At 73.7% G+C, this 22,605-nt stretch carries 23 protein-coding genes; 14 read left to right on the top strand and 9 right to left on the bottom strand.

Going from position 1 to position 22,605, the window contains the following annotated elements:
- Window positions 1-460: 460 nt before the first annotated feature.
- The gene (locus tag SNR22_RS07010) at window positions 461-1,834 is read right to left on the bottom strand and encodes a hypothetical protein (RefSeq protein WP_320065659.1); all 1,374 of its coding nucleotides are present in this window, start codon (window positions 1,832-1,834) and stop codon (window positions 461-463) included.
- Window positions 1,835-2,022: 188 nt separating this feature from the next.
- Between SNR22_RS07010 and ndhC the strand changes: the two genes are divergently transcribed.
- Window positions 2,023-2,400 (top strand): NADH-quinone oxidoreductase subunit A, encoded by a 378-nt coding sequence (gene ndhC / locus SNR22_RS07015; protein ID WP_320065660.1) that lies wholly within the window; start codon window positions 2,023-2,025, stop codon window positions 2,398-2,400.
- 91 nt (window positions 2,401-2,491) lie between these two features.
- Here ndhC and folP read toward each other — a convergent pair whose 3' ends face one another.
- The gene (gene folP / locus SNR22_RS07020; protein WP_320065661.1) at window positions 2,492-3,361 is read right to left on the bottom strand and encodes a dihydropteroate synthase; all 870 of its coding nucleotides are present in this window, start codon (window positions 3,359-3,361) and stop codon (window positions 2,492-2,494) included.
- A 160-nt stretch (window positions 3,362-3,521) separates the two neighbouring features.
- Between folP and SNR22_RS07025 the strand changes: the two genes are divergently transcribed.
- The 5 genes from SNR22_RS07025 (at window position 3,522) to SNR22_RS07045 (ending at window position 6,943) form a co-directional block, all read left to right on the top strand.
- Window positions 3,522-4,157 carry a DivIVA domain-containing protein gene (locus SNR22_RS07025; RefSeq protein WP_320065662.1) on the top strand — a complete coding sequence of 212 codons (636 nt, stop codon included), beginning with the start codon at window positions 3,522-3,524 and terminating at the stop codon, window positions 4,155-4,157.
- The gene (locus SNR22_RS07030) at window positions 4,154-4,651 is read left to right on the top strand and encodes an SRPBCC family protein (protein ID WP_320065663.1); all 498 of its coding nucleotides are present in this window, start codon (window positions 4,154-4,156) and stop codon (window positions 4,649-4,651) included. The genes SNR22_RS07025 and SNR22_RS07030 overlap by 4 nt, the downstream gene beginning before the upstream one ends.
- Window positions 4,652-4,802: 151 nt before the next feature.
- Window positions 4,803-5,384 (top strand): DNA-3-methyladenine glycosylase I, encoded by a 582-nt coding sequence (locus SNR22_RS07035; RefSeq protein ID WP_320065664.1) that lies wholly within the window; start codon window positions 4,803-4,805, stop codon window positions 5,382-5,384.
- Window positions 5,385-5,397: 13 nt separating this feature from the next.
- Complete coding sequence (locus SNR22_RS07040; RefSeq protein WP_320065665.1) at window positions 5,398-6,123, top strand: hypothetical protein; 726 nt, start codon at window positions 5,398-5,400, stop codon at window positions 6,121-6,123.
- 67 nt (window positions 6,124-6,190) lie between these two features.
- A complete protein-coding gene (locus SNR22_RS07045; RefSeq protein ID WP_320065666.1) occupies window positions 6,191-6,943 on the top strand; it encodes an SDR family NAD(P)-dependent oxidoreductase in 753 nt (250 codons plus the stop codon).
- Window positions 6,944-7,047: 104 nt separating this feature from the next.
- On the opposite strand, the gene SNR22_RS07050 is transcribed toward SNR22_RS07045, so the two are convergent.
- Window positions 7,048-7,839 (bottom strand): enoyl-CoA hydratase-related protein, encoded by a 792-nt coding sequence (locus SNR22_RS07050; protein WP_320065667.1) that lies wholly within the window; start codon window positions 7,837-7,839, stop codon window positions 7,048-7,050.
- 3 nt (window positions 7,840-7,842) lie between these two features.
- On the bottom strand, window positions 7,843-8,661 hold the full coding sequence (locus SNR22_RS07055; RefSeq protein WP_320065668.1) for a PaaX family transcriptional regulator C-terminal domain-containing protein: 819 nt from the start codon (window positions 8,659-8,661) through the stop codon (window positions 7,843-7,845).
- Window positions 8,662-8,851: 190 nt separating this feature from the next.
- Between SNR22_RS07055 and SNR22_RS07060 the strand changes: the two genes are divergently transcribed.
- Together SNR22_RS07060 and SNR22_RS07065 are read left to right on the top strand one after the other, a co-directional pair.
- Window positions 8,852-9,019 (top strand): DUF3117 domain-containing protein, encoded by a 168-nt coding sequence (locus SNR22_RS07060; protein ID WP_007455245.1) that lies wholly within the window; start codon window positions 8,852-8,854, stop codon window positions 9,017-9,019.
- 137 nt (window positions 9,020-9,156) lie between these two features.
- A complete protein-coding gene (locus tag SNR22_RS07065; protein ID WP_320065669.1) occupies window positions 9,157-10,638 on the top strand; it encodes a leucyl aminopeptidase family protein in 1,482 nt (493 codons plus the stop codon).
- 39 nt (window positions 10,639-10,677) lie between these two features.
- Here SNR22_RS07065 and SNR22_RS07070 read toward each other — a convergent pair whose 3' ends face one another.
- Complete coding sequence (locus SNR22_RS07070) at window positions 10,678-11,298, bottom strand: O-methyltransferase (RefSeq protein WP_320065670.1); 621 nt, start codon at window positions 11,296-11,298, stop codon at window positions 10,678-10,680.
- A 285-nt stretch (window positions 11,299-11,583) separates the two neighbouring features.
- On the opposite strand from SNR22_RS07070, the gene SNR22_RS07075 reads away from it, so the two are divergent.
- Window positions 11,584-12,918, top strand: a complete 1,335-nt coding sequence (locus SNR22_RS07075; protein ID WP_413775606.1) for a trypsin-like peptidase domain-containing protein — start codon at window positions 11,584-11,586, stop codon at window positions 12,916-12,918.
- A gap of 74 nt (window positions 12,919-12,992) precedes the next feature.
- The gene (locus SNR22_RS07080) at window positions 12,993-13,427 is read left to right on the top strand and encodes a preprotein translocase subunit TatB (protein WP_320065671.1); all 435 of its coding nucleotides are present in this window, start codon (window positions 12,993-12,995) and stop codon (window positions 13,425-13,427) included.
- A 75-nt stretch (window positions 13,428-13,502) separates the two neighbouring features.
- On the opposite strand, the gene SNR22_RS07085 is transcribed toward SNR22_RS07080, so the two are convergent.
- From SNR22_RS07085 to SNR22_RS07095, 3 genes are all read right to left on the bottom strand, one after another.
- The gene (locus tag SNR22_RS07085) at window positions 13,503-14,651 is read right to left on the bottom strand and encodes an Mrp/NBP35 family ATP-binding protein (protein WP_320065672.1); all 1,149 of its coding nucleotides are present in this window, start codon (window positions 14,649-14,651) and stop codon (window positions 13,503-13,505) included.
- A gap of 85 nt (window positions 14,652-14,736) precedes the next feature.
- Window positions 14,737-15,390 (bottom strand): DUF1003 domain-containing protein, encoded by a 654-nt coding sequence (locus SNR22_RS07090; protein ID WP_320065673.1) that lies wholly within the window; start codon window positions 15,388-15,390, stop codon window positions 14,737-14,739.
- A complete protein-coding gene (locus SNR22_RS07095; RefSeq protein WP_320065674.1) occupies window positions 15,383-16,669 on the bottom strand; it encodes a magnesium transporter MgtE N-terminal domain-containing protein in 1,287 nt (428 codons plus the stop codon). The genes SNR22_RS07090 and SNR22_RS07095 overlap by 8 nt, the downstream gene beginning before the upstream one ends.
- Before the next feature lie 33 nt (window positions 16,670-16,702).
- Here SNR22_RS07095 and SNR22_RS07100 point away from each other — a divergent pair, with 33 nt between their 5' ends.
- Window positions 16,703-17,572 (top strand): PhzF family phenazine biosynthesis protein, encoded by an 870-nt coding sequence (locus tag SNR22_RS07100; protein ID WP_320065675.1) that lies wholly within the window; start codon window positions 16,703-16,705, stop codon window positions 17,570-17,572.
- Between the two features lie 49 nt (window positions 17,573-17,621).
- Entirely contained in the window at window positions 17,622-18,155 is a 534-nt protein-coding gene (locus tag SNR22_RS07105) for a hypothetical protein (protein ID WP_320065676.1), read from the top strand.
- A 46-nt stretch (window positions 18,156-18,201) separates the two neighbouring features.
- On the opposite strand, the gene SNR22_RS07110 is transcribed toward SNR22_RS07105, so the two are convergent.
- Window positions 18,202-18,900, bottom strand: a complete 699-nt coding sequence (locus tag SNR22_RS07110; RefSeq protein ID WP_320065677.1) for an HAD family hydrolase — start codon at window positions 18,898-18,900, stop codon at window positions 18,202-18,204.
- A gap of 97 nt (window positions 18,901-18,997) precedes the next feature.
- Here SNR22_RS07110 and SNR22_RS07115 point away from each other — a divergent pair, with 97 nt between their 5' ends.
- Entirely contained in the window at window positions 18,998-19,981 is a 984-nt protein-coding gene (locus SNR22_RS07115; protein WP_320065678.1) for a DMT family transporter, read from the top strand.
- Window positions 19,982-20,067: 86 nt separating this feature from the next.
- Complete coding sequence (locus SNR22_RS07120) at window positions 20,068-22,323, top strand: APC family permease (protein ID WP_320065679.1); 2,256 nt, start codon at window positions 20,068-20,070, stop codon at window positions 22,321-22,323.
- Window positions 22,324-22,605: the final 282 nt, after the last annotated feature.

Raw genomic sequence — 22,605 nt, forward strand, 5'->3', positions numbered from 1 at the left:
CCGTCTCGGAGGTAAACCGATCACCGGTCAGCTGCATACCATCACCGGAATCCCCGGCGAACCGGATCACCACCCGGTCAAGTTGACGAATCTGCTTGGTCACGCCTGCACCTCGCTTCGCTCAGCGCGGTGGCGCGGGCGGCTGAAATTGATGGTGACCTCGCCTTGCCCGGCCACGTAACCTCCTTGACGCACCGCTGCCCCGCACCGCCCGTGGCTGGTCCGGTCCGCTGTAGTTCCTCACCCGAGAGCCTACGTCCAGCGGGATGTGGAACTTGCCCTCTGGTCCGTTGGCTGGGATCGAAATCCGGGTGCTTATCCCCAATTTAATGCCCTTTTGGCCCTGTCGCCGTAATCAGAATCACCAGTCGCCACCCCTGCCGTCTCTTGACCCACGGCCGTCGTCCGGCCCGACCGCCGAGGACGACGCGGGTCAGGGCGGACGGCGGCCGCGACGGGCTCATTCCGGCGGAGCCGGCGCGTGGGCGGGATCCGCCGGGCCGCCCAGCCGGCGGCGCAGCGAGGTGGTGGCCAGCACCAGGGCCAGCGCGACCAACAGCACGGAGACCACGATCAGGGCCATCGCGGTGCGTTGCACCGAGGTGAAACCGTCGTCGGAGTCCGAACCCGCGCCGGCCGCGGCGAGCACGCCCTGGGAGCCGGCCGGTGCGGGGGTGGCGATCGGGGTGGACATCGCGGCCGCTGCGGTGATCCGGAAGCTCATCTGGAGCTGCCGGGCCCGCCCGCCGCGCGGGTCGATCCGGCCGACGACGGCACCCGCGAGCGGGGCCTCCCGCTGCGCCTCGGCGGAGGCGTTCACCGGGAGCCGGAGGGTGACGGCGTCGCCGGCGGGCACCGTGCCGGCGTCGCACCGGGTACGCCTGGCGCTCAGCGCGACGCAGCCGGCGGGTGGCGTCGGGACGGTGACCCCGTCGGGCAGCACCACCTCGATCCGGCCGGCGGCGTCGACCTTCCCCGTGTTGCCCAGTCGTATGCCCAGCTCGCTGGGGCCCCCGCTGATGTCGAAGGTGACCTCCTCGGCGTCCAGGGAGATGCCAGGCACCGGCGGTCCCGGCGGGAAGAGCACCGCGAAGCCCTCGTTGTCGTCGGCCGAGCCGGTCAGGCCGGGGGAGGTCGCGCTCACCCTGACCGTGCCACTGAGCGGCATCTGTCGCCAGGCCGCGCCGTCGACCCGTACCTGCACCAGAGTGCTGAACCGGGACCCGGCCGTGGTGGTCCACTCGCCGCAGCGGTGCTCGCCGCCGCCGGCCGGGGCGCAGCCGACGGTGCCGGCGTCGGTCAGCCCGGCCGGGAGGGTGTACGAGAGCCGAATCAGCTCGGCCACCGTGCCGGTGTTGGTGACGGTGACCCGCAGCGTGGTCGTCGTGCTCTCCGCGTTCCAGTACGCCTCCGTCAGCGTGACGTCCTCGGTGCTGACCCGCACGCCCAGGGGGCTCGGCGCCGGCGCGCCCGGCCCGGGGGCCGGCGGGTGGACCGTCGGGCCGGAGGTCGGCGGCGGCACCGATACCGGGGGAGCGGTGGTGGTCGGCGGGGTGCTGACCGGGGACGGGTCGGCGGGGCCGGCCGGGGTGGTGGCCGCGGGCTCGGTGGGCATGGGCACCGGGGCGGTGGTCTCCGGTGGTGGCGGCTCGGTCGACGGCGCCTCGGTGGGGGCCGGCTCGGTCGCGGTGGGCTCGACGACCGGCGGCGTCTCGTCGCCGGGCTCGCCGGCCGGATCCACGGGGGCAGCCGCCGAGCGGGCCAGGGTGGGAGCGGCGGCGGCCCAGCCGGGCAGCGCCGCAACCCCGAGCGCGAGGGCCGTCGCGAGCAGCACGACGACACGTCGGTCTGCCGCCCGCCGAACGGGGGGTACGTCCACGCGGGCCAGCTCTCTTCCGTGACTTCAGGGCACATTCATTATTCGGCAATGATTGCCATGCAGCACCAGTTCTGCAGGGAAACAGTTCTGTAACGTGTCCGGTACGTGTCCGTGCCCAGCCCGGCCCGGTAAGCTGACCGACCGTGACCGGTTACCTGGGCTCGTACGCGACGCTCGGGCTGTTGCTGCTCGCCGGCGTCCTCTTCTTCGTCGTGGCGTTCTCCGCCAACCGGGTGTTGCGCCCCGCCCGGCCGGCCGACCCGATCGGCAAACGGGCCAGCTACGAGTGCGGCCTCGACCCGGTGGGCGGCGACTGGGCGCAGATGCAGATCCGCTACTACGTCTACGCGTACCTGTACGTGCTGTTCGCCGTGGAGGCGGTCTTCCTCTTCCCGTGGGCGGTGGTCTTCGACCGGCCCGGCTTCGGGCTGGTCACGGTCGCCGAGATGGGGATCTTCGTGGCCGTGCTGGCGCTGGGCATCCTCTACGCCTGGCGCCGCGACATCCTCCGCTGGACCTGACTCGGCAGACCCGCCCCGCCCCGCCCGCCCCGCCCGCCTCGCCTCGGGTGACCGGGACGGGCTGCCCCGCCCGGGCCGCGTCGGCGGGTGCTCAGGCCAGGCCGCGGCGGGTCAGCGTCGGCGGCCGGTCGCCCCGGATCGACGCCACCATGTCCAGCACCCGGCGGGTGGGCAGCACCTGGTGGGCGCGGAACACCCGAGCGCCCAGCCAGGCCGACACCGCAGTCGCCGCGAGGGTGCCCTCCAGCCGCTCGGCGACCGGCAGGTCCAACGTCTCGCCGATGAAGTCCTTGTTGGACAGGGCCACCAGCAACGGCCAACCCGTGCCGGACAGCTCGTCGAGCCGCCGGGTGATCTCCAACGAGTGCCGGCTGTTCTTGCCGAAATCGTGGGCCGGGTCGATGAGGATGCCGTCGGGGCGTACCCCCAGGGCGACCGCGCGCTCGGCGAGGCCGGTCACCGTCGCGACCACGTCGGCCACCACGTCGTCGAAGGCGGCCCGGTGCGGGCGGGTGCGGGGGGCGAGCCCGCCGGCATGCGAACAGACCAGCCCCGCCCCGGTGCGCGCGGCGACCCGGGCGAGCGCCGGGTCCGCGCCGGACCAGGTGTCGTTGAGCAGATCGGCTCCGGCGGCGACCGCCTCCACCGCCACCTCGGCCCGCCACGTGTCGATGGAGATCACCACGTCCGGGAAGGCGGCCCGAACGGCGGCGATGGTGTCGACGGTGCGCCGAATCTCCTCGGCCACGTCGACCTCGTCGCCGGGGCCGGCCTTCACCCCGCCGATGTCGATGATCTCCGCGCCCTCGGTCACCGCCCGCTCCACCGCGCGCAACGCGCTGTCGGCGGCGAAGGTGGCGCCCCGGTCGAAGAACGAGTCCGGTGTGCGGTTGACGATGGCCATCACCACCAGCTCGCCCGGCACGAACGTACGACTTCCGAGCCGAAACGCCCCGGTCATGCCCGCCTCCCGATCTCGCGTCGGCCGTACGACCCGGCCCGCCCTGCCGACGCTAGCCGGTCGGGCGACGCCCGGCACGACCGCACCGATCCGCACCGATCTTTGTCAGGACCGCCCGGCGGGGTCGCTCCGGGCCCGTTCGCATGCCACGATCTCCTACATGGCTCAGGTGCTGCTCCTGCTGGTCGTCGCGCTCACGGTCGCGGCGGTGGTGTTCGGGGTGACGGTGCTGGTCACCGGCCGCGATCCCGGCCTGGCGCCGGTCGAGCCGGACGGGCGGGCCGTTCCGCTGCCCGGCAGCCGGCCGCTGCGCGAGTCCGACGTGGGCGATGTCCGTTTCGACACGACGCTGCGGGGGTACCGGATGGCGCAGGTCGACCAGGCGATGCGTCGGGCGGCCTACGACATCGGGTACAAGTCCGAGCTGATCGGCGTGTTGGAGGCGGAGGTCACCGCGTTGCGCGAGGGACGGACCGCCGACGCCGACGCCCTGGCCCGCACCCGCGAGCAGGCGGCGGCCGCCGCCGAGTCGCCGGACGACGCCACGGGCGCCGACGGCCGCGGGGCGGATCCCGTCGACGCCCCTTCCGCCCACGAGCCGGGCACGGTGACGGCGCGCGACGCCGACGCGCCGAACGCCGACCCGCCGAACACCGACGGAACGAACGCCGACATGACGAACGCCGACATGACGAACGCCGACATGACGAACACCGACGTGCCCGGGGCCGGTGACGGCGGGCCGGTGGACCCGGCCGGGGGGCGGGGGCCGGCGGTCCGGTCGGAGCCGGCGTGACCGGCGGGGCAGACGCCGACGGCCTGCGCGAGGCGGCCCAACCCGGGGCGGGCGAGGTCTCCGCGACGGTCATCGTCAACGCGCCGGCCGAGCGGGTTTTCGCCGCCCTGGTCGCCTGGGAGCGGCAGTCCGACTGGATCCCGTTCACCAAAGTCAAGGTGGTCGAGGGCGACGGCGGGGAGGGCAGCCTCGTGGAGGCGGTCACCACGCTGGGGCCGGCGGTCCTGCGGGACGAGATGCGGGTGGTCCGGGTCGACGCGCCCTACGAGGTCGGCGTGGTGCACTGCGGCAGGCTGCTGCGCGGCCCCGGGGTGCTGCGCTGCACGCAGATCGCGGGCGGCCGGACCCAGGTGGTCTGGCACGAGTGGTTCCACGTTCCCGGCGGCGCTGCCGGCCGGATGGCCTGGCCGGTGCTCTGGCCGGGCTCCAAGGTCGGCCTGACCCAGGCGCTGAAGAGGTTCGGCCGGCTGGTCGAGCGAGGCCGCCTGCCCTGACGCCCGAGGTGCCGCCCCGTGTGCCGTCCCGGGCACGGCCCGCCAGGTCAGTGACTGCGGTGTCCCGGTGTCCCGGTGTCCCGGTGTCCGACCCCCCCGTCACCGCGTCACGGGGGCGGTGTGTCGGCGTCGGCGGTCTAGCGTGTACGCCGTGACTGACCTGGTGATCGGCGCGGACGGGCTGGCCCGTTGCGCGTGGGGGGCGAGCACCCCGGACTACGCCGTCTACCACGATCTTGAGTGGGGGCGGCAACTGCGCGGCGACGACGCGCTCTACGAGCGGATGACCCTGGAGGCGTTCCAGTCGGGCCTCTCCTGGCTCACGATCCTGCGCAAGCGCCCTGCCTTCCGGTTGGCCTTCGACGACTTCCGCATCGAGGCCGTGGCGGGCTATGGCGAGTCCGACGTGGCCCGGCTGCTCGCCGACGCCGGCATCGTCCGGAACCGGGCCAAGATCGAGGCGGCGATCGCCAACGCCAGGGCCGCCCTGGAGTTGCCCGAGGGGCTCTCCGCCCTGCTCTGGTCGTACGCGCCGCCGTCGCGGGTCGCCCGCCCGGAGTCGTTCGCCCAGGTGCCGGCGCTGACCGCGGAGTCCACCACGCTGGCCAAGGCGCTCAAGAAGCGCGGGTTCCGGTTCGTCGGCCCGACCACGGCGTACGCCCTGATGCAGGCCACCGGGATGGTCGACGATCACCTAACCGGCTGCCACCGCACCCCTGCGGGGCCGGCGTGATGGGATTGTCCGCATGACCGACACCGACCGCCGCGTGAGCGGCACGACCCACGCCCGGGGCGAGGACGGGCGGGTTGACGGCGCCTGGGCCGTGCTCCTTCCACCGGGGCGATACGACGCCGAGCGGCTCGTCCACCACGACACGCTGGAGCTGACCGGGCTCGACGCAGCCGCCGAGGCCAGCCCCCCGACTGGCGCGGCAACCCCGGGCGTGCTCGATGTTCCCGCCGCGCCGGACCCGATCGCTGCGGCGGGGACGCCCGTCGGGCCACGCCCGGGCGACCCGGTGGCGGTGCTGACCGAGGGGCCGCTGCGGCTGGTGGCCCTGGGCCGGGTCGCCCGGCCCACCGTCGAGCGCCGTGAGGACCCGGACGACCCCCAGTCCGAGCCGGTTTCCGACGCGCTGGTGATCGCGTACACCCGGCGGGCCTTCGACGAACCGGCACCGGCCGAGGAGCTGACCCTCGACGGGCCGGTCACCGCGCTGCCCGCCGAGGCCTACCGGGAACTGGCCGAGCGGCTCGGGCCCCCGCCGGCCCGCCGTTCGTGGCTGGTCAGCCTGGACCTCCCGATCGAGGCGGCCACCCCGGCCGAGGCGGTCCGGCTGTTCTGGTCGTACGCGCGTGACCTGGGCCCTCGCGAGTTGCCGGCGTTCGTCTCGCCGTCCGGTGACGAGCTGGCCATGCAGGCGTTCGTGCTCGGCGCCGAGGCCAACCAGGACCCGGAGGAGGACGACTAACCCCGGGCTCGCTGGGTAACGTGGGCTCGGGACGGGCCGCCGCCGACGCCGGCCCCCGGGAGGGGCGATGCGCTTCCAGGACAAGGTCGTGTTCGTCACCGGCGGCGCCTCCGGGCTCGGTGAGGCCACCGTGCGGCGGTTCGCCGCCGAGGGGGCCAGGGTGGTCATCGCCGACATCAACGCCCACGGCGCGCAGCGGGTGGCCGGCGAGCTGCCGGACGCCCTGGCGCTCACCGTCGACACCGGTGACGCCGCCTCGGTCGAGCAGGGCGTCGCGGACGCCGTGCAGCGGTACGGCCGGCTCGACGTGATCTTCAACAACGCCGGCATCGACGGCAATCAGCAACCGCTGCACGAGATGGACGTGGCGAACTGGGAGCGGGTCCGCCGGATCAACGGCGACGGGGTCTTCCACGTCCTCAAGTACGGCATCGAGGCGATGCTGCGGGGTGGCGGGGGCGCGATCATCAACACTTCGTCGACCACGGCCCTGGCGGCCCTGGAGAACATCTCCCCGTACACCTTCACCAAGGCCGGCATCATCGGCCTGACCCGCTCGGCCGCAGTCGAGTACGCGACGCGCGGCATCCGGGTCAACGCGGTCGCGCCGACCGTGGTGATGACCCCGCTGGTGGAGCACTTCATCGACAACGTGCCGGACCCGGCGCAGATGCGCCGGCAGATGGAGTCGTTCAACCCGAAGCCGGGCATCCCCACCCCGGACGACGTGGCCGGCGTGGTGCTCTTCCTCGCCTCCGACGACGCCGCCTGGATCACCGGCCACACCATCCCCATCGACGGCGGCTACCTCGCCCGCTAACTCCCCCCACCCCCCCACTCCCACCACCCACCCCCGCCGGGCGCTCTCTTTCCGTGAATTTGCGCGGGCCTTCGGGCGGGAGGGGGAGGGGAGGGGGGAGAGGGTCAGCGTCCTTCGAAGAGTGGCTTCTGTTTGTTGACGAAGGCCATGGTGGCGGCGCGGTGGTCGGCGGTGGCGCCGCAGATCGACTGGGCCTGCCCCTCGGCGGCCAGGGCGTCGGCGAGGGTGCCGGCGTCGGCGATGGAGAGCTGCCGCTTGATCGCCCCGTACGCGACGGTGGGGCCGGCGGCGAGCCGGGCGGCCAGTTCCTGCGCGGCGGGCAGCACCTGCTCGTCGTCGTCGACCAGGCGGGTCAGCAGCCCCAGCCGGTGGGCCTCCTCGGCGGGTACCGGCTCGGCGAGCATCAGCAGCTCGACGGCCTTGGCGTGGCCGACGAGCCGGGGCAGCGTCCAGGAGGCACCGGTGTCGGCGGCGAGCCCGACCCCGGCGAAGGCCATCAGGAAGCGGGTCGTCGGCCCGCCGACGCGGAAGTCGGCCAGGAAGGCCAGCGACGCCCCGGCCCCGGCGGCCATGCCCCGGACCGCGGCGACCACCGGCTTGGGCAGGCTGGCCAGCCGGGCCGCGATCGGGTTGTAGTGGGTCGCCACGGTGGCCAGCGGATCCGATCCGGCCGACTCCAGGGTCCGCACGTGCTCGCGCAGATCCTGGCCGGCGCTGAACGCCCCGCCGGCCCCGGCCAGCACCACCGCACGGCAACTGCGGTCCGATTCCAGCTCGGCCAGGCTGTCGCGCAGCGCCTCCTTGAGCGCCACGTCGAGCGCGTTCATCGCCGCCGGGCGGTTCAGCGTCAGGGTGACGACGGCGTCGGTGCGGTCGACGAGCAGCGGCTCGGTCACGATCTAACGACCCTTCTGTCGGGCGGTGCGGTTCGCGGCGTCGAGGCACTGCTCGACGTACCGGTCGGCGGCCGGACGCAGCCGGGCGGCGTGCCGGTCGAAGAAGCTCGCCGCAGCGGTGCCGGGCCAGCGCTCGGGCAGCAGCGACGGAGGTAGCTGCGGGTCCCGGAACAGGAAGGTACGCCACGCGTGCACGAGCCGGAACCGGGACGCGTACGCCTCCTCGTCGTCGCCGCGGGTGGTCACCTTGGCCAGCAGCGGGCGCTGTTCGGCGACGAACCGTTCGTAGGCGTGCCCGATCTCGGTGAGGTCCCAGGCCCGCCGGACCACTTCCGCCGCACCCGGGGTGCCGGCGGCGTGGGACGCGGTGAACCGTTCGTACCGCACGCCCGCCTCGCCGAGCAGCAGGTCGATGTCCTCCCCGGGCCGGGTGGCCACCCACGTCTGCTCGTCGAGGGTGCCGTAGCCGAGGTAGCTCAGGTTCGCGGCGAGCCGCTGCCGTTCCCGGCGGGGGGAGGGGGCCGACAGGACGAGCAGATCGAACCGTCCGTCCCAGTTGATCCGGCCGGTCCGGTAGATCCGGGCGGCCGCCTCGTCGAGCCGCCGGGCGGCTTTCGGTGTGATCGAATATCCCGGCCCGGAGGTCAGACGGAGTGGGTCGAGCCAGCCCTGGCGGACCATCCGGCTGACGGCCGTCCGGACCGCCGGGGGTGCGATCCCCAGCGGCGCGAGCAGCTTGACCAGGGCAGCGACAGGCGCACGACCACCCCGGGGCCTGAGGTGGTCGCCGTACAGGTCGAAGAGTGCCGACCGTGCCTGCATGACCGCACATTGTGACAGGCCTTCTCGGGATATGCTAGGCGCTGTTACATCAATGCTTCTTCGGTTTGGGTCCGGCGGTGTTCATCAGGGAAAATCGTTGGTCGGTACCGCCGCGCAGGATGCGGTGGGTGATGGCGAAGAGGCTGTGGGGCAACCCACCGACCCTGGCGCAGGTCTGAGGGGAGACAACATGGCGGCGATGAAGCCGCGGACGGGCGACGGTCCGCTGGAAGTCACCAAGGAGGGCCGGGGCATCGTCATGCGGGTCCCGCTGGAGGGTGGTGGCCGGCTCGTCGTCGAGATGACTCCCGACGAGGCCAACGCGCTCGGTGACGCGCTGAAGGCGGCCGCCGGCTGACCGAGGAGTGGTCCGGGCGGCGATCGTCGAACGGACGGTTCATCCAACCCTGAGCCACCGGCCTCGCCGGTGGCTCAGGGCCTTCATCTTCCGTACGGGCACCCGGCCCGTTCGATCGTTCTGGAGGTCGTTCCAGCGTGCTGGCGATCCGTCTGGTGAGCGGGCCCGAGCGGCCCGACGCCCTGGCTGTGCCCATCCACCCCGCCCGGGCGGCCGAGGCCGAGGGCGGGACCGGAGCGGCCACGCTGCCGGCCGGCCTGCCGGCGCTCGACGACGACGTGCTGGCCGAGGCGGCCGCCCTCGCCCCCGCGGCCCGGGCCACCGGGCGGGCTGGCGAGGTGCACGTTCACCTGCGGCCGGCGCGTACCCCGGGCCGGCTGCTGCTGGCCGGGGTCGGCGACGGCGACGAGGCCGGATGGCGGGCGGCGGGCGCCGCACTGGCCCGTGCGGCGGCGAGTGAGACACATCTCACGATCGTGCTGCCGGGCGACGTCGCGGCCGGGGCGGTGCGTGGCCTCACCGAGGGGCTGCTGCTGGCGTCCTACCGGTTCCGGGTGACCGAGGCCGGCGACCGACCGGCCCTGACCGACGTTGACGTCGTGGTGACCGACCCGGCCGGGTTCGCCGACGTGGTGACCGCGGCCGAGGTCACCGCCCGGATGACCCACCTGGCCCGGGACCTGACCAACACCCCGTCGTCGGTGAAGAACCCGCAGTGGTTCGCCGAGCAGGTAGAGGCGGCCGTGGCCGACCGGCCCGACCTGCACCTGCGCGTGCGGGAGCCGGATGAGCTGGCCGCCGAGGGCTTCGGTGGCATTCTCGCCGTCGGGGGCGGCTCGGCCAGTGGGCCCCGCCTCGTCGAGCTGGACTGGCGGCCGGCCGGCGCGCGTACCCACGTGGTGCTGGTCGGCAAGGGGATCACCTTCGACACCGGGGGCATCTCGATCAAGCCGAGGGCGGCGATGAAGCTGATGCGCAAGGACATGGCCGGCGCCGCCGCAGTGGTCGCCGCCACCCTGGGCGCGGCGGCGCTGCGGCTGCCGGTCCGGATCACCACCCTGGTGCCGCTGGCGGAGAACGCGATCAGTGGATCGGCGTTCCGCCCCGGCGACGTCATCACGCACTACGGCGGCATCACCAGCGAGACGACCAACTCCGACGCCGAGGGGCGGCTGGTGCTCGCCGACGCGCTGGCGTATGCGGTCGCCGAGCTCAAGCCCGACCTGCTGATCGACCTCGCCACTCTCACCGGCGCGAACGCGGTGGCGCTCGGCAAGCGCACCGGCGCCCTCTACTCCGACAACGACGAGTTGGCCGCCGACCTGCTGGCGGCGATTGACGCGGCCGGCGAGGCGGCCTGGCGGATGCCGCTGCCGGCCGACTACGTCGAGCACCTCGGCAGCGAGGTGGCCGACCTGTACAGCGCCCCCAGCCAGGGTGCCGGGTCGGTGCTGGCCGCGCTCTACCTGCGCGAGTTCACCGGCGACCTGCGGCAGCGCTGGCTGCACATCGACATGTCGGCGCCGTCCTGGGCCGACGGGGACGCCGGCGAACTGTCCCGGGGCGCCACCGGCTGGGGCGTCCGGGGCCTGCTGCGCTGGCTCGGCACCCTGGCCTGACCGGCCCCGCCCCGCCCCCGCTCGGTGTCGAGCGGGGGCTCAGCACTTGACGGCGGCGAGCAGGCCGTGACCAACCGGGAGCAGCGCCGGCGTCCAGTGCTCCGACTCCCGAATCGCCTTGATCGTCTCTCGGGTGGCGACCGTCTCCACGTCCCGGGCGGACGGGTCGCCGATCCGGCCGTCAGCCAGGCTCCCGTGGAGGGTGAGCACCCCGCCGGGACGCAACAGGCGCAGCGCCGCATCCACGCACGAGCTGAAGCTGGTGGCATCGGTGTCGACGAAGACCAGGTCGTACGCGCCGTCGGCGAGCCGGGGGAGGACCTCCAGCGCCCGGCCGGTGATGATTCGGGTACGCCCGGCGGCGAAGCCCGCCTCGGCGAAGATCCGGCGGGCGATCCGCTGATGCTCCACCTCCACGTCGATGGTGGTGAGGACGCCGTCCGGGCGCATGCCGCGCAGCAGCCACACCCCGCTGACGCCGGTGCCGGTGCCGATCTCCACCACCGCCCGGGCGCTGCCGGCGGCGGCGAGCAGCCGCAACGCCGCGCCCGTGCCCGGGGTGACCGCGTCGAGGCCCACCTCGTGGGCGAGGCTGCGGGCGGTCCGCAGCACGAGGTCTTCGGTGACGTACGACTCGGCGAACTGCAACGCCTGGGTCATCGGACTGCCGGAACTGGCGGCCGTAGCGATGGGACACCTCCGGTCAGGGGCGGGTTGGCGGTATGAGCCTAGAGGCGGGGCGGGACGGACGCAGCCGCGAGTCCGGTGCCGGACGATCTTCGTTGAGCCGTGGGGCGGGAGGTTGCCGTCGGGCGATCACGAACGGCAACACTGACGGCACTCGCGGCGTTCGTGTAATCCTGGATGCGGTATCCCGCGTCGTCGGGACCGGCCGCCCGTGCCGGTCCGCCGGACGAGGGAGCCGGGGACGACTGGGAGGCCTACGTGACCGACGGCTGGGACTGGCGCCGGCCGGGGGGAACCCCGACGCAGGCGGGACCGCCGGGGGCCGGTGCGATGCCAGCCGGGCCACCGACGACGTCCGCCGAGGCTCGGGGCGTCCCGACGGCCTCGCCGTGGTGGTCCGACGCGCTCGCCGACCCGTGGCGGGACCCGCGCGCCGCCGCGGCGGTGGTGGTGCCCGGCCTGGCCGGGGGCCCCGAGGTCGAGCCTGAGCAGGTCACCGACCCGGACGCGCCGGGCCGACCCGGCCTGCGGCAGTTGCTGCTGATTTCGTTGATCACCGCGCTGCTCGCCGGTGCCCTCGGCGGCACCCTCGGGTACACCTTCGCGGTGCGTGGTGGTGTCACGGGCGGGACGATGCTCGGCGCCGGTCCCGTCGACCCGCCCGCGCTCGCCCAGCGCCGGCCGGAGTCGCTGGCCGGGGTCGCCGAGCGGGTTCTGCCGAGCGTGGTGACCGTCCGGGTGGCCAGCCTGGGCGGGGCGAGCGAGGGCTCCGGATTCATCGTCAGCGCCGAGGGCCACGTGGTCACCAACGACCACGTCGTCGCCGGTGGCACCGGCAAGGCGACGGTGCTCTTCAACGACGGCAGCAGCGCACCGGCCACCGTCGTCGGCCGGGACCCGGAGTCCGACATCGCGGTGATGAAGGTGTCCCGCAGCGGCCTGCGGCCGGTGGAGTTCGGCGACTCCGAGGCCCTCGCCGTCGGCGACCCGGTGTTGGCCGTCGGCTCGCCGCTGTCGCTGGCCAACACCGTGACCGCCGGGATCGTGAGCGCCCTGGACCGGACGATGCAGGCCGGCGAGCCGGGCGGCCCCACCCGCTACTACGCGGCGATCCAGACCGACGCCGCGGTCAACCACGGCAACTCCGGCGGCCCGTTGGTGGACGGTGCCGGTCGGGTGATCGGGGTGAACTCGACGATCAAGTCGCTGGTGGCCGACGGCCAGGAGGCCGGCAACATCGGGCTCGCCTTCGCCATCCCGATCAACCAGGCGAAACGGGTCACCCAGGACATCATCGGCACCGGCAAGGCCCGCCGTACGGTCATCGGCGCGCAGGTCGGCGGCACCGGCTCGGCCATCGGTGGCGCCGACGGCGTGCGGCTGGCGGCGGTGGAGCCGTCGGGTCCGGCGGCCGGGGCGGGGTTGAAGACGGGGGACGTCATCCTGCGGCTCAACGGTCGCCCGATGACCAACCCGACCGACCTGATCGCCCTGGTGCGCAAGTTCGCCCCGGGATCCGTGGTGACGGTGGAGTACCGGCGCGGGTCGAACCGGCAGAACGCCTCGGTGACCCTCGCCGCAGACGCCAAGTGAGCACCGGTCACCCCTCCCGGTCGGGCACCCCGGGTGCGTAGTCTTGCTCTGACGCCGACGAGGAGGTCGAGGCAGTGTTCGAGAACCTTAACTGGTGGGAGATCGGTGCGCTGCTGCTCCTGGCGTTGCTGATCTTCGGCGACCGGCTGCCCAACGTGATCAACGATGGGCTGCGGATGGTCCGGAACCTGCGTGCCATGGCCCGCAACGCCACCGGTGACCTGAGCCGTGAGCTGGGCACCGACATCCAGCTGGAGGACCTGCACCCGAAGGCGTTCATCCGTAAGCACCTGCTCAGCGAGGAAGACGAGCAGGCGATCCGGAAGCCGCTCCAGGGCGTCTATGACAACCTGCGGGCCGACGTCACCAGCGTGCACGACGACCTCAGGGACGTGGCCGCCGCGGCGGACCTGCGGACGAAGACCCCCGGCGGGACTCCCGTGACCGCCCCCGGCGGCGTCCCGAGGGCCCCGGCGCCGCGCACGGCCAGCTACGACGACGCGACCTGAGCCGCCCGTTCCGAACGGCAGACCTGGGCGGCGCCCCGAACGGAACGCCACCCAAGTCGTACGAGAGGCGGCCGGTCAGCGGCCGGCGGGCTTGAGGCCGAGCGGCTTGCCGAGCAGCGACTCGCGCCGTACCGCCAGCCGGTCGGCGACCTGGCACATGGCCTGCGCGGCCGGGGACTCCGGCGCGGCCAGCACGATCGGGTTGCCGGCGTCGCCGGCCTCCCGGACCAGGGTGTCCAGCGGGATCTGACCCAGCAGCGGCACCTGCGCGCCGATCGTCCGGGTCAGTGACTCGGCGACCGCCGCGCCGCCGCCGGAGCCGAAGATCTCCATCCGGGTGCCGTCGGGAAGTTCCAGCCAGGACATGTTCTCGATTACGCCGACGATCCGCTGGTGGGTCTGCACCGCGATCGCGCCGGCCCGCTCGGCCACCTCGGCGGCGGCAGCCTGCGGGGTGGTCACCACCAGGATCTCGGCGTTCGGCAGCAGCTGGGCCAGCGAGATGGCCACGTCGCCGGTGCCCGGGGGCAGGTCGAGCAGGAGCACGTCCAGCTCGCCCCAGTAGACGTCGGCGAGGAACTGCTGCAACGCCCGGTGCAGCATCGGGCCACGCCACACCACGGCGGCGTTGCCGGCGGTGAACATGCCGATCGAGATCATCTTCACGCCGTGCGACTGCGGCGGCATGATCATGTCTTCGACGCGGGTCGGGCGGGCGTCCGTGCCGAGCATCCGGGGCACCGAGTGGCCGTAGATGTCGGCGTCGATCACGCCTACAGAGAGGCCGCGGGCGGCCAGCGCGGCGGCCAGGTTGACGGTGACGCTGGACTTGCCGACGCCGCCCTTGCCGCTGGCGACCGCGTACACCCGGGTGCGGGAGCCGGGCTGGGCGAACGGGATCACCGGCTCCTCGGTGGCGCCGCCGCCGCGCAGCTTCGCCTGGAGGCCCTGGCGCTGCTCCGTGCTCATCACCCCGAAGTCGATCTCCACGCCGGTCACCCCGGGCACCGCGCCCACGGCGGCGGTGATGTCGCTGCGCAGCTTGTCCTTCAGCGGGCAGCCGGCCACGGTGAGCAGCAGCTCGACCCGGACCACGCCGTCGTCGCCGATCCGGGCGGAACGGACCATGCCGAGGTCGGTGATGGGCCGGCGGATCTCCGGGTCGTCGACGGTGGCCAGGGCGGCCTGGACGGCATCCTCGACGGTGCTGACAGGTGCTGACATACCCGCAATGCTACGTCGGGGGGTGATCGTGCCGGCCGTTGGCGGACCCGGTGTGAGCGAATCGATCGCCGCCCACCGGGACCGGTCAGCGCTCCCGGGCCGGTCCCTGCGGGCGGCGGCCCCGGGCCGGTCCCTCCGGGCGGCGGCTCCGGGCGAAGTCGTCGTCCCGCTCGTCGAGCGGCTCGTCGAGCGGCTTCCCGCCGCCGTCTGAGGGCGGCGCCGGCCGCTCCTGCTGGCGGCGCTCCAGCTTCTGCCGGCGCTGGGCGGCCTCGTCCAGCTCCTCGGCCAGCCGGGCCAGCTCCGAGCGGAGGAAGTCCCGGGTGGCCACCTCGCCCAGCGCGATCCGCAGGGCGGCGACCTCCCTGGCCAGGTACTCGGTGTCGGCCTTCTGCATGGTCGCCCGGCGCCGGTCCTCCTCCAGCGCCACCCGGTCCCGGTCCGTCTGCCGGTTCTGCGCGAGCAGGATCAGCGGCGCCGCATAGGAGGCCTGGAGGGAGAGCAGCAGGGTCAGGAACGTGAAGGTGTACGGGTCGAAGCGCAGGTTCGCCGGGGCCAGGGTGTTCCAGGCGAACCAGGCCGCGATCACCACCGTCATGTAGACGATGAAGTTGGCCGTGCCCATGCCGCGCGCGGTCGCCTCGGACCACCGGCCGAACGCCTCCGCGTCGAACCGGGGCAGCTTCATGCCCCGGGGCTCGCGCGGCTGGTCGAGCCGCTCGGACCGGCGCTGCTCACTCATCGGCGTCGTCCGGCGCCTCGTAGGCGGAGGCCGCGATTGACCCGGCGTCCCGGTCCCGCCAGTCGGGCGGCAGCGAGTGGTCCAGCACGTCGTCCACGGTGACCGCGCCGACCAGCCGGTTGGTCCGGTCCACCACCGGCATGGCGACCAGGTCGTAGGTGGCCATCCGGCGGGTGATCTCCGGCAGCGGTGTGGCCGGGCGCAGCGGGTCGATGTCGTTGACCACCACCCCGCCGAGCAGGTCGGCCGGGGGCTCGCGGAGCAGCCGCTGGAAGTGGACCATGCCCAGGTACCGGCCGGTCGGGGTGGTCATCGGCGTGCGGGCCACGAAGACCTGGGCGGCCACCGCCGGCGAGAGGTGCTCCTCCCGGATCCGGGCCAACGCCTCGGCGACCGTGGCGTCCGGGGGCAGGATCACCGGCTCGGAGGTCATCACGCTGCCGGCCGTGCCGGAGCTGTACTTCAGCAGCTGGCGTACCGGGTCGGCCTCGTCCGGCTCCATCAGGTCGAGCAGCATGTCCTGCTCCGGCGGAGGCAGCTCGTTGAGCAGGTCGGCGGCGTCGTCCGGGTCCATCTCCTCCAGCACGTCCGCGGCCCGTTCTCGGTCCAGCGCGGCGAGGATCTCCACCTGGTCGCGCTCGGGCAGCTCGCTGAGCACATCGGCCAGCCGCTCGTTGTCCAGCGCCGCCGCCATCTCGTTGCGCCGGGAGTCGGGCAGGTCCTGGAGGGCGTTGGCCAGGTCTGCCGGGCGCATGTCCTCCAGCACGGCGAGCAGGTTCGCCGTGCCCCGGTTCTCGCCGATGCCGCTGAGGCCGCGCACCCGGTCCCACTCGACCTGGTGCAGGTGGCCGCGCCGGGTGAGCCGGCCGGTGTGCTCGCGTACGGCGACCCGGGTCAGCGACCACTCGCCGCCCCGGCTGTGCTCCATCGCCACGTCGACCACCGCGCCCGGCTGGCCGCTCGGCTCCAGTTGCACCCGCCGGTCCAGCAACTCCTGGAGCACCAGCAGCTCGTTGGGGCGCTTGGAGAACCGGCGCAGGTTGAGGGTGCCGCTGCCAAGGACCACCGCGTCGGCATCGATGGAGGTGATCCGGTTGATGGACAGGAAGATCCGCCGGCGCATCGGCATCTCGGCGACCAGCCCCACCACCTCGGGCGGGCGCTGGGTCGGACGGAGCCGGGCGACCGCGTCCCGCACCCGGCCCACCTGGTCGCCGTTCGGGTCGAAGACGGCGACTCCGGCGAGCCTGGCGATGTAGACCCGGTTCGGCGTGCTCACGGGCACCAGCCTAAGCGCCTACTGTTTATCAACATGTCGACCTTGGCCTACGAGATCGTGGACGTCTTCACCGATCGTCCCTTTGCCGGCAACCCGCTGGCTGTGGTGTTCGGCGCCGAAGGACTGGCCACCGAGCAGATGCAGTCCCTCGCGCTGGAGTTCAACCTCTCCGAGACGGTGTTCGTGCTGCCGCCCACGCAGGTCGGGGTCACCTACCGGGCGCGGATCTTCACCCCCACCGACGAGCTGCCGTTCGCTGGGCACCCCAGCGTCGGCGCGGCGGTGACCGCGAGCCGGCGCGGGATGTTCGGTGTGGGGCAGATCACCCAGGAGTGCGGGGCCGGGGTGCTGCCGATCGAGGTGACCGCCTCGGGCGCCACCCTGACCGGCAGCGTCCCCACCCTCGGTCCGGAGCTGGACCTGGAACCGCTGCTGGAGATGGCCGGCCTCGACGCCGAGGACCACGCCGGCCCGCCGCCCCGGGTGGCCGGCTGCGGGCTGGAGTTCCCATATCTCCCGGTGCGCCCGGAAGCAGTGGTTCGCGCCCAGTTGAACGCCGCGGCGGCCCAGCGGTACGGAATTGAGCACGTCTGCGTCTTCTCCTGGGACGCCGACGCGCAAACCGCGCACACCCGGGTCTTCGTTCCCGGCCATGGCGTCCCAGAGGACCCGGCGACCGGTTCGGCCGCCCTCGGGCTCGGCGTGTGGCTGGTCGCCAGCGGCCTACTCCCCGGGGAGGGCCGTGCCGAGTACTCCGTCCGACAGGGCGCCGAGATCAACCGTCCGTCCTTCCTGGCGTGCACGGTCACCGCGGCCGACGGCGCCGTGGTCGGGACGACGGTGACCGGTCACGTGATGGCGGTGGCTCGGGGCGAGATCGCCGTCCCGCCCTTCGTGGGCTGAGCCGAGCTGAGGCGATGGGCGGCCCGTGCGGTCGCGCGGGCCGGCGGGAATGCGGGAGGATGTCGGGATGACTGACGAGGTGGACGGGCTGGTCGCCACGCCCCTGGTCGACGAGGCGGTGAAGAAGGCCGCCGTCGCCTGGGTGGGCGTCGCGGGCGGGCCGGCACGGGCGCTGTGGTGCGTGCCGTCGGACGGGGCGCTGCTCGTGGTGAGCGGCCCCGGCGAGCAGGCCGCGCCCGGCCTCGCCGACGCGGTCGAGGCACAGGTCACCCTGCGCGGCGACCACGGCGGGCGGATCGTCACCTGGCCGGCCCGGGTGACCCGGGTGGCCCCCGACACCGAGGAGTGGGCGGCCCTGGCTCCCTCGGTGGCCGCCAAGCGGCTGAACGCGCCCAGCCCGGCGGCCGAGCTGATGCGGCGCTGGGCCGCAGAGGGGTGCGCGCTGGTCAGGCTGACCCCCGCCGGCGAGCCGGCGGCCGGCGACCGGTTGCCCGACGGCTCGCTCGCTGAGCCGCCCCGGGAGGCCCCGGTGGTCCGGGTCACCCGCAGGCCGTTCCGGCTGCACCGGGTCCGCCGCCGCTGACCCCACCCGGTGGTGCCTGGCGCCGTGGGCCGGCACGACCGGCGGGTCAGGCCGGCACGATCGCCGGGGACACCAGGTCGAGCACCTCGTCCAGCGAGCGCAGTGTCGGCCCGGTCCAGTCCGGCTCGGCGTTGAAGACCAGGTGCTCGGCGAGGTCCGGGGCGGCCAGCCGCACCGCCGTCATGCCTGCCCGCTGCGCGCCGGTGAGCTCCTGGCTGCCGCCGTCGCCGACGTAGAGGCAGGCGTCCGGGGGGAGCTCGAGCCGCCGGCACGCGGCCAGGTAGAGCGCCGGGTCGGGCTTGCAGCGCCCGACCTGCACCGAGAACACCCACACGTCGAGCAGCGGGGCCACGGCCAACTGCGGCAGGAACACCGGCAACTCGTGGGTGCAGTCGCTGACCAGGCCGGTGCGTACGCCCCGGCGTTTCAGCCCCGTCAGCACCGGCACCGCCTCGTCGCGCAGCCGGGTGTCCGCCCGGACGGCCCGGTGCCGGGAGGTGACGGCCGAGCGCAGCACGCTCTCCGGCGGGTGTACGCCGACCTGCTCGCACACCCAGCGCAGGGTCGCCTCGGCGTCTCCGAACCGGCCGCTGGCGCGTTGGTAGTAGCTGCGGTCGAGCACGGCGGCGAGGACGTCGACGGGACAGCCGAGCAGTTCGGCGGTGAACCGGTGGGCCACGCCACGCTTTACGGGTTGGGTGAGCGTGCCGAAGAAGTCGAACAGCACCGCCCGAAACTCGGGCATGGGAGTACCTCCGGGCGTCGAGGGGGAGGGTCGCCGGCGGAATGGTCATGATCGTAACGGAGTACTGACGTTCGGTGGTGCGGATGTCGTGTGAGGATTGCTTCCCGTGTCCGTACCTCCGCACCACCGACCGTCGCTCCACCCGCCGACCGTCGGGGTGGTCGTCCTGGCTGTCCTCGCGGTCGCCTCGTCCGCGCCGCTGGTCGCCTTCGCCGCCGCGCCGGCCCTGGCGATCGCCTTCTGGCGCAACCTGCTCGCGGTCGGTGCGCTCGGTCCGTTCGCGCTGGCCCGGCGGCGGGCCGAGTTCCGGGCGCTGGTCGGCGGCGCTCGGCGGCGGGAGGGCTGGTACTGCGTGCTCTCCGGGGTGGCGCTCGCTGCCCACTTCGCCACCTGGATGCCGAGCGTCAAGCTCACCTCCGTCGCCGCCGCCACCGCCCTGGTCGCCACCCAGCCGGTCTGGCAGGGGCTGATCGCCCGGGGCCAGGGGCGCCGGCTGCCGCCGGCCGTATGGGCGGGCATCGGGGTGGCCGTCGGCGGGGCGGTGCTCGCGTCGGGGGCCGACTTCGCCGTCTCCGGCCGGGCGTTCGCCGGCGACCTGCTCGCGGTGGCCGGCGGCCTCTTCGCCGCCGTCTACACCGCCTTCGGCGAGCGGGCCCGGGTCAGCATCAGCACCACGACGTACACCACGGTCTGCTACGGGGTCTGCGCGCTGATTCTGCTGGTCATCTGCCTGGTCGGCGGGGTGCCGCTGGGTGGCTACGACACGACGACCTGGCTGGCGATCCTCGCCCTGGTGGGCGGGGCCCAACTCCTCGGCCACTCGATGTTCAACCACCTGCTTCGGCGCATCCCGGCAACCACGGTCAGTGTGCTGATCCTGCTGGAGGCCCCCGGGGCGGCGTTGATCGCCTGGGCCTGGCTCGGCCAACTGCCCCAGGTCGCCGCGCTGCCCGGGCTCGGGCTGCTCCTGGCCGGCATCGTCGTGGTGGTGCTCGGCGGAGTCCGCGCCGGTCGCCGGGCCGTCCTCGCCCCAGCCCCCGCCGACGCCGCCACCCCGCTGCCGGACCGCCCGGCCGGCTGAGCTTCGGCGCTCAGGATCGCCGTTCGGCCACCGGCGCGGGCTTCTTCGGTGAGAGTGCGAGGGGAGAAGGGTGGTGGGGTGGCGCGATGAGCGAGGGAGGCGCGGAGGGGGCGGGGGTCACCCCCGCGGCCGAGTTTCCGGCGCTGGGGCCGGAGGAGGTCGCGGCGCTGCGGCAGATCGGGAACCGGTGGCGGGAGGCCCGGCGGGAACCGTCCGGTCACACTGACGAGCTGCCGCTGGACCCCACGCTCGGCCGGTACCGCCGCCGTCCCGCGCCGCGCCCGTTCGGCCGGCTCGCCCCGATCGAGATGTTCCGGCCCGGAGAGCCGGACGAGCTGGTCGCGACCGAGCCGGCGAACCTGCCCGGGTCCCGCCCCGGCCGTGCCGTCACCCGGTTCCGCCGGGCGGTGCTGGGGCCGCCGCTGACCAGCGCGGCGGTGCTGTACGAGCGGATGCGCAAGCTGGTCGCCCTGCCGGTGCTCTCCTCCGACCTGCTCAGCTCGGTCGCGTACGGGCCGGAGGCGATGCTCACCGTGCTGCTGCTGGCCGGCGGCGCCGCGTTGGAGCTGTCCCTGCCGCTGGCCGCGCTGCTGGTGCTGCTGATGGTCGCGGTCGGCCTCTCCTACCGGCAGACCATCCCCGCCTACCCGCACGGTGCCGGTTCGTACCTTGTGGCCGGTGACAACCTGGGTGCCGGGGCGGGGCTCACCGCGGCGGCCGGGCTGATGATCGACTACGTGCTGACCGTGGCGGTGTCGGTGGCCGCCGGGGTGCGCGCGGTCACTTCCGCGCTGCCGGGGCTCACCGGTCTCACCCTTCCGCTCGGCGTGCTGGTGATCGTGGTGCTGCTCGCCGGGAACCTCCGCGGCGTCCGTACCGCCGGGAACCTCTTCGTGCTCCCCACGTACGCCTTCATCGTCGCGCTGCTGGCGGTGCTCGCCGTCGGCTTCCTCCAGGCGGCCGGCCGGGGGTTCGTGGCGCTGCCGCCGCCGGACGTGCCGGCGGCCGAGGGGCTGGGCCTGCTGTTGGTGCTGCGGGCGTTCTCCTCCGGGGCAGTGTCGATGACCGGCATCGAGGCGGTGTCCAACGCGGTGCCGGCGTTCCGCCCGCCGGAGTGGCGCAACGCGCGCACCACCCTGAGCTGGATGGTCGCCATGCTGGTGCTCCTCTTCGCCGGCATCGTCGTGTTGATCCACCTGGACGGCGTGGTGCCCTCGCCGGGTGAGACGCTGCTGTCCCAACTGGCCCGGACCAGCTTTCCCACCGGCCCCTGGTACGTGCTGGTGCAGGTGGCCACCGCGCTGATCCTGCTGCTGGCCGCGAACACCGCCTTCAACGACTTCCCCCGGCTGCTGTTCTTCATGGCCCGAGCCGGGCACGCCCCGCGCCGGTTCCTGCACATGGGGGACCGGTTGGCCTTCAGCAACGGCCTCGTCGCCCTCTCCGTCACCGCGGCGCTCGTCTTCGTCGTCTTCCGGGGGCACACCGAGTCGTTGATCCCGCTCTATGCGGTGGGGGTGTTCCTGGCGTTCACCCTTTCCCAGGCCGGGATGGTGGTGCACTGGCGTCGCCGGCGCGGGGCACGCTGGCAGCGTCGGCTGGCGCTCAACGCGGTCGGCGCGACGCTGTCCGGGTTGGTCCTGCTGACCGCCGCGGTCGCCAAGTTCGCCGAGGGCGCCTGGGTGGTGGTCGTCGCCGTGCCGCTGCTGGTGCTGCTCTTCCACCGGGTGCAGCGGCACTACCGGCAACTGGACCGGGCGCTGGCGCTACGTCCGCCCGGGACTGCCCCGGCATCTCCCGGGCTGCCCCGGGGAACCGCGGGGGACGGAGAGCCGGCGGACGGAGCTGCACCGCAGCCGCCGGCAGGCGGTCTCTTCGCCGGCAGCAACGGAGACGGCGCGCCCCTGTCGGCCGAGGGGCAGGAGGTGCCACAGCAGATTCGGCACCTGGTGGTGGTGCCGGTGGCCCGGCTCAACCGGGCCTCGCTGCGTGCCCTCGCGTATGCGGCGTCGCTCGGGCAGCCGACCCTGGCCGTGCATCTCGCCCCGAACGAGGAGGAGGCCGACCGGTTCCGTGGGCAGTGGGAGGCATGGGGGGACCACCTGCGGCTGGAGACGATCGTATCGCCGTACCGGGCGGTGATCGGGCCGCTGGCCCACTACCTGGAGGCGCTGCACGCCTCCGGGGCTGATCTGGTGCTTACCGTGATCGTGCCCGAGGTGGTGTTGCGCCACCGCTGGCACCGGCTGCTGCACAGCCAGGTGGAGCGGCGGCTGCGCCGGGCGCTGCGGGCGCTGCCCGCTGCGGTGGTGACCAGCGTTCCGGTGCACCTGTCCGAGTGACCGGCACCCGCAACAGCGGCGCCAGGCGCTGACCGACGTCATCGGAATCTGGGTGGAACACTCCTCGTTACTCGGCGACATCCACCACGGCCCCCCGGGACTGGCCGGAGTGCGTATTCGTCTGGCGTGGGTTTGCCAGCCGCCTGGCCTCGGCGGCTACGGATGGTTGCCATCCTCGGTGAGTGGTGGGATGAGATGACGCGGGCGGACGATCGCCCGCCCTGTCTGGATCTGCTCGATATTGACGTCAGCTCCATTCCTGGGCGATGACCCTAAATGTTC

The sequence above is a fragment of the Micromonospora sp. RTGN7 genome, assembly GCF_033804645.1.
Taxonomy (GTDB): Bacteria; Actinomycetota; Actinomycetes; order Mycobacteriales; family Micromonosporaceae; genus Micromonospora.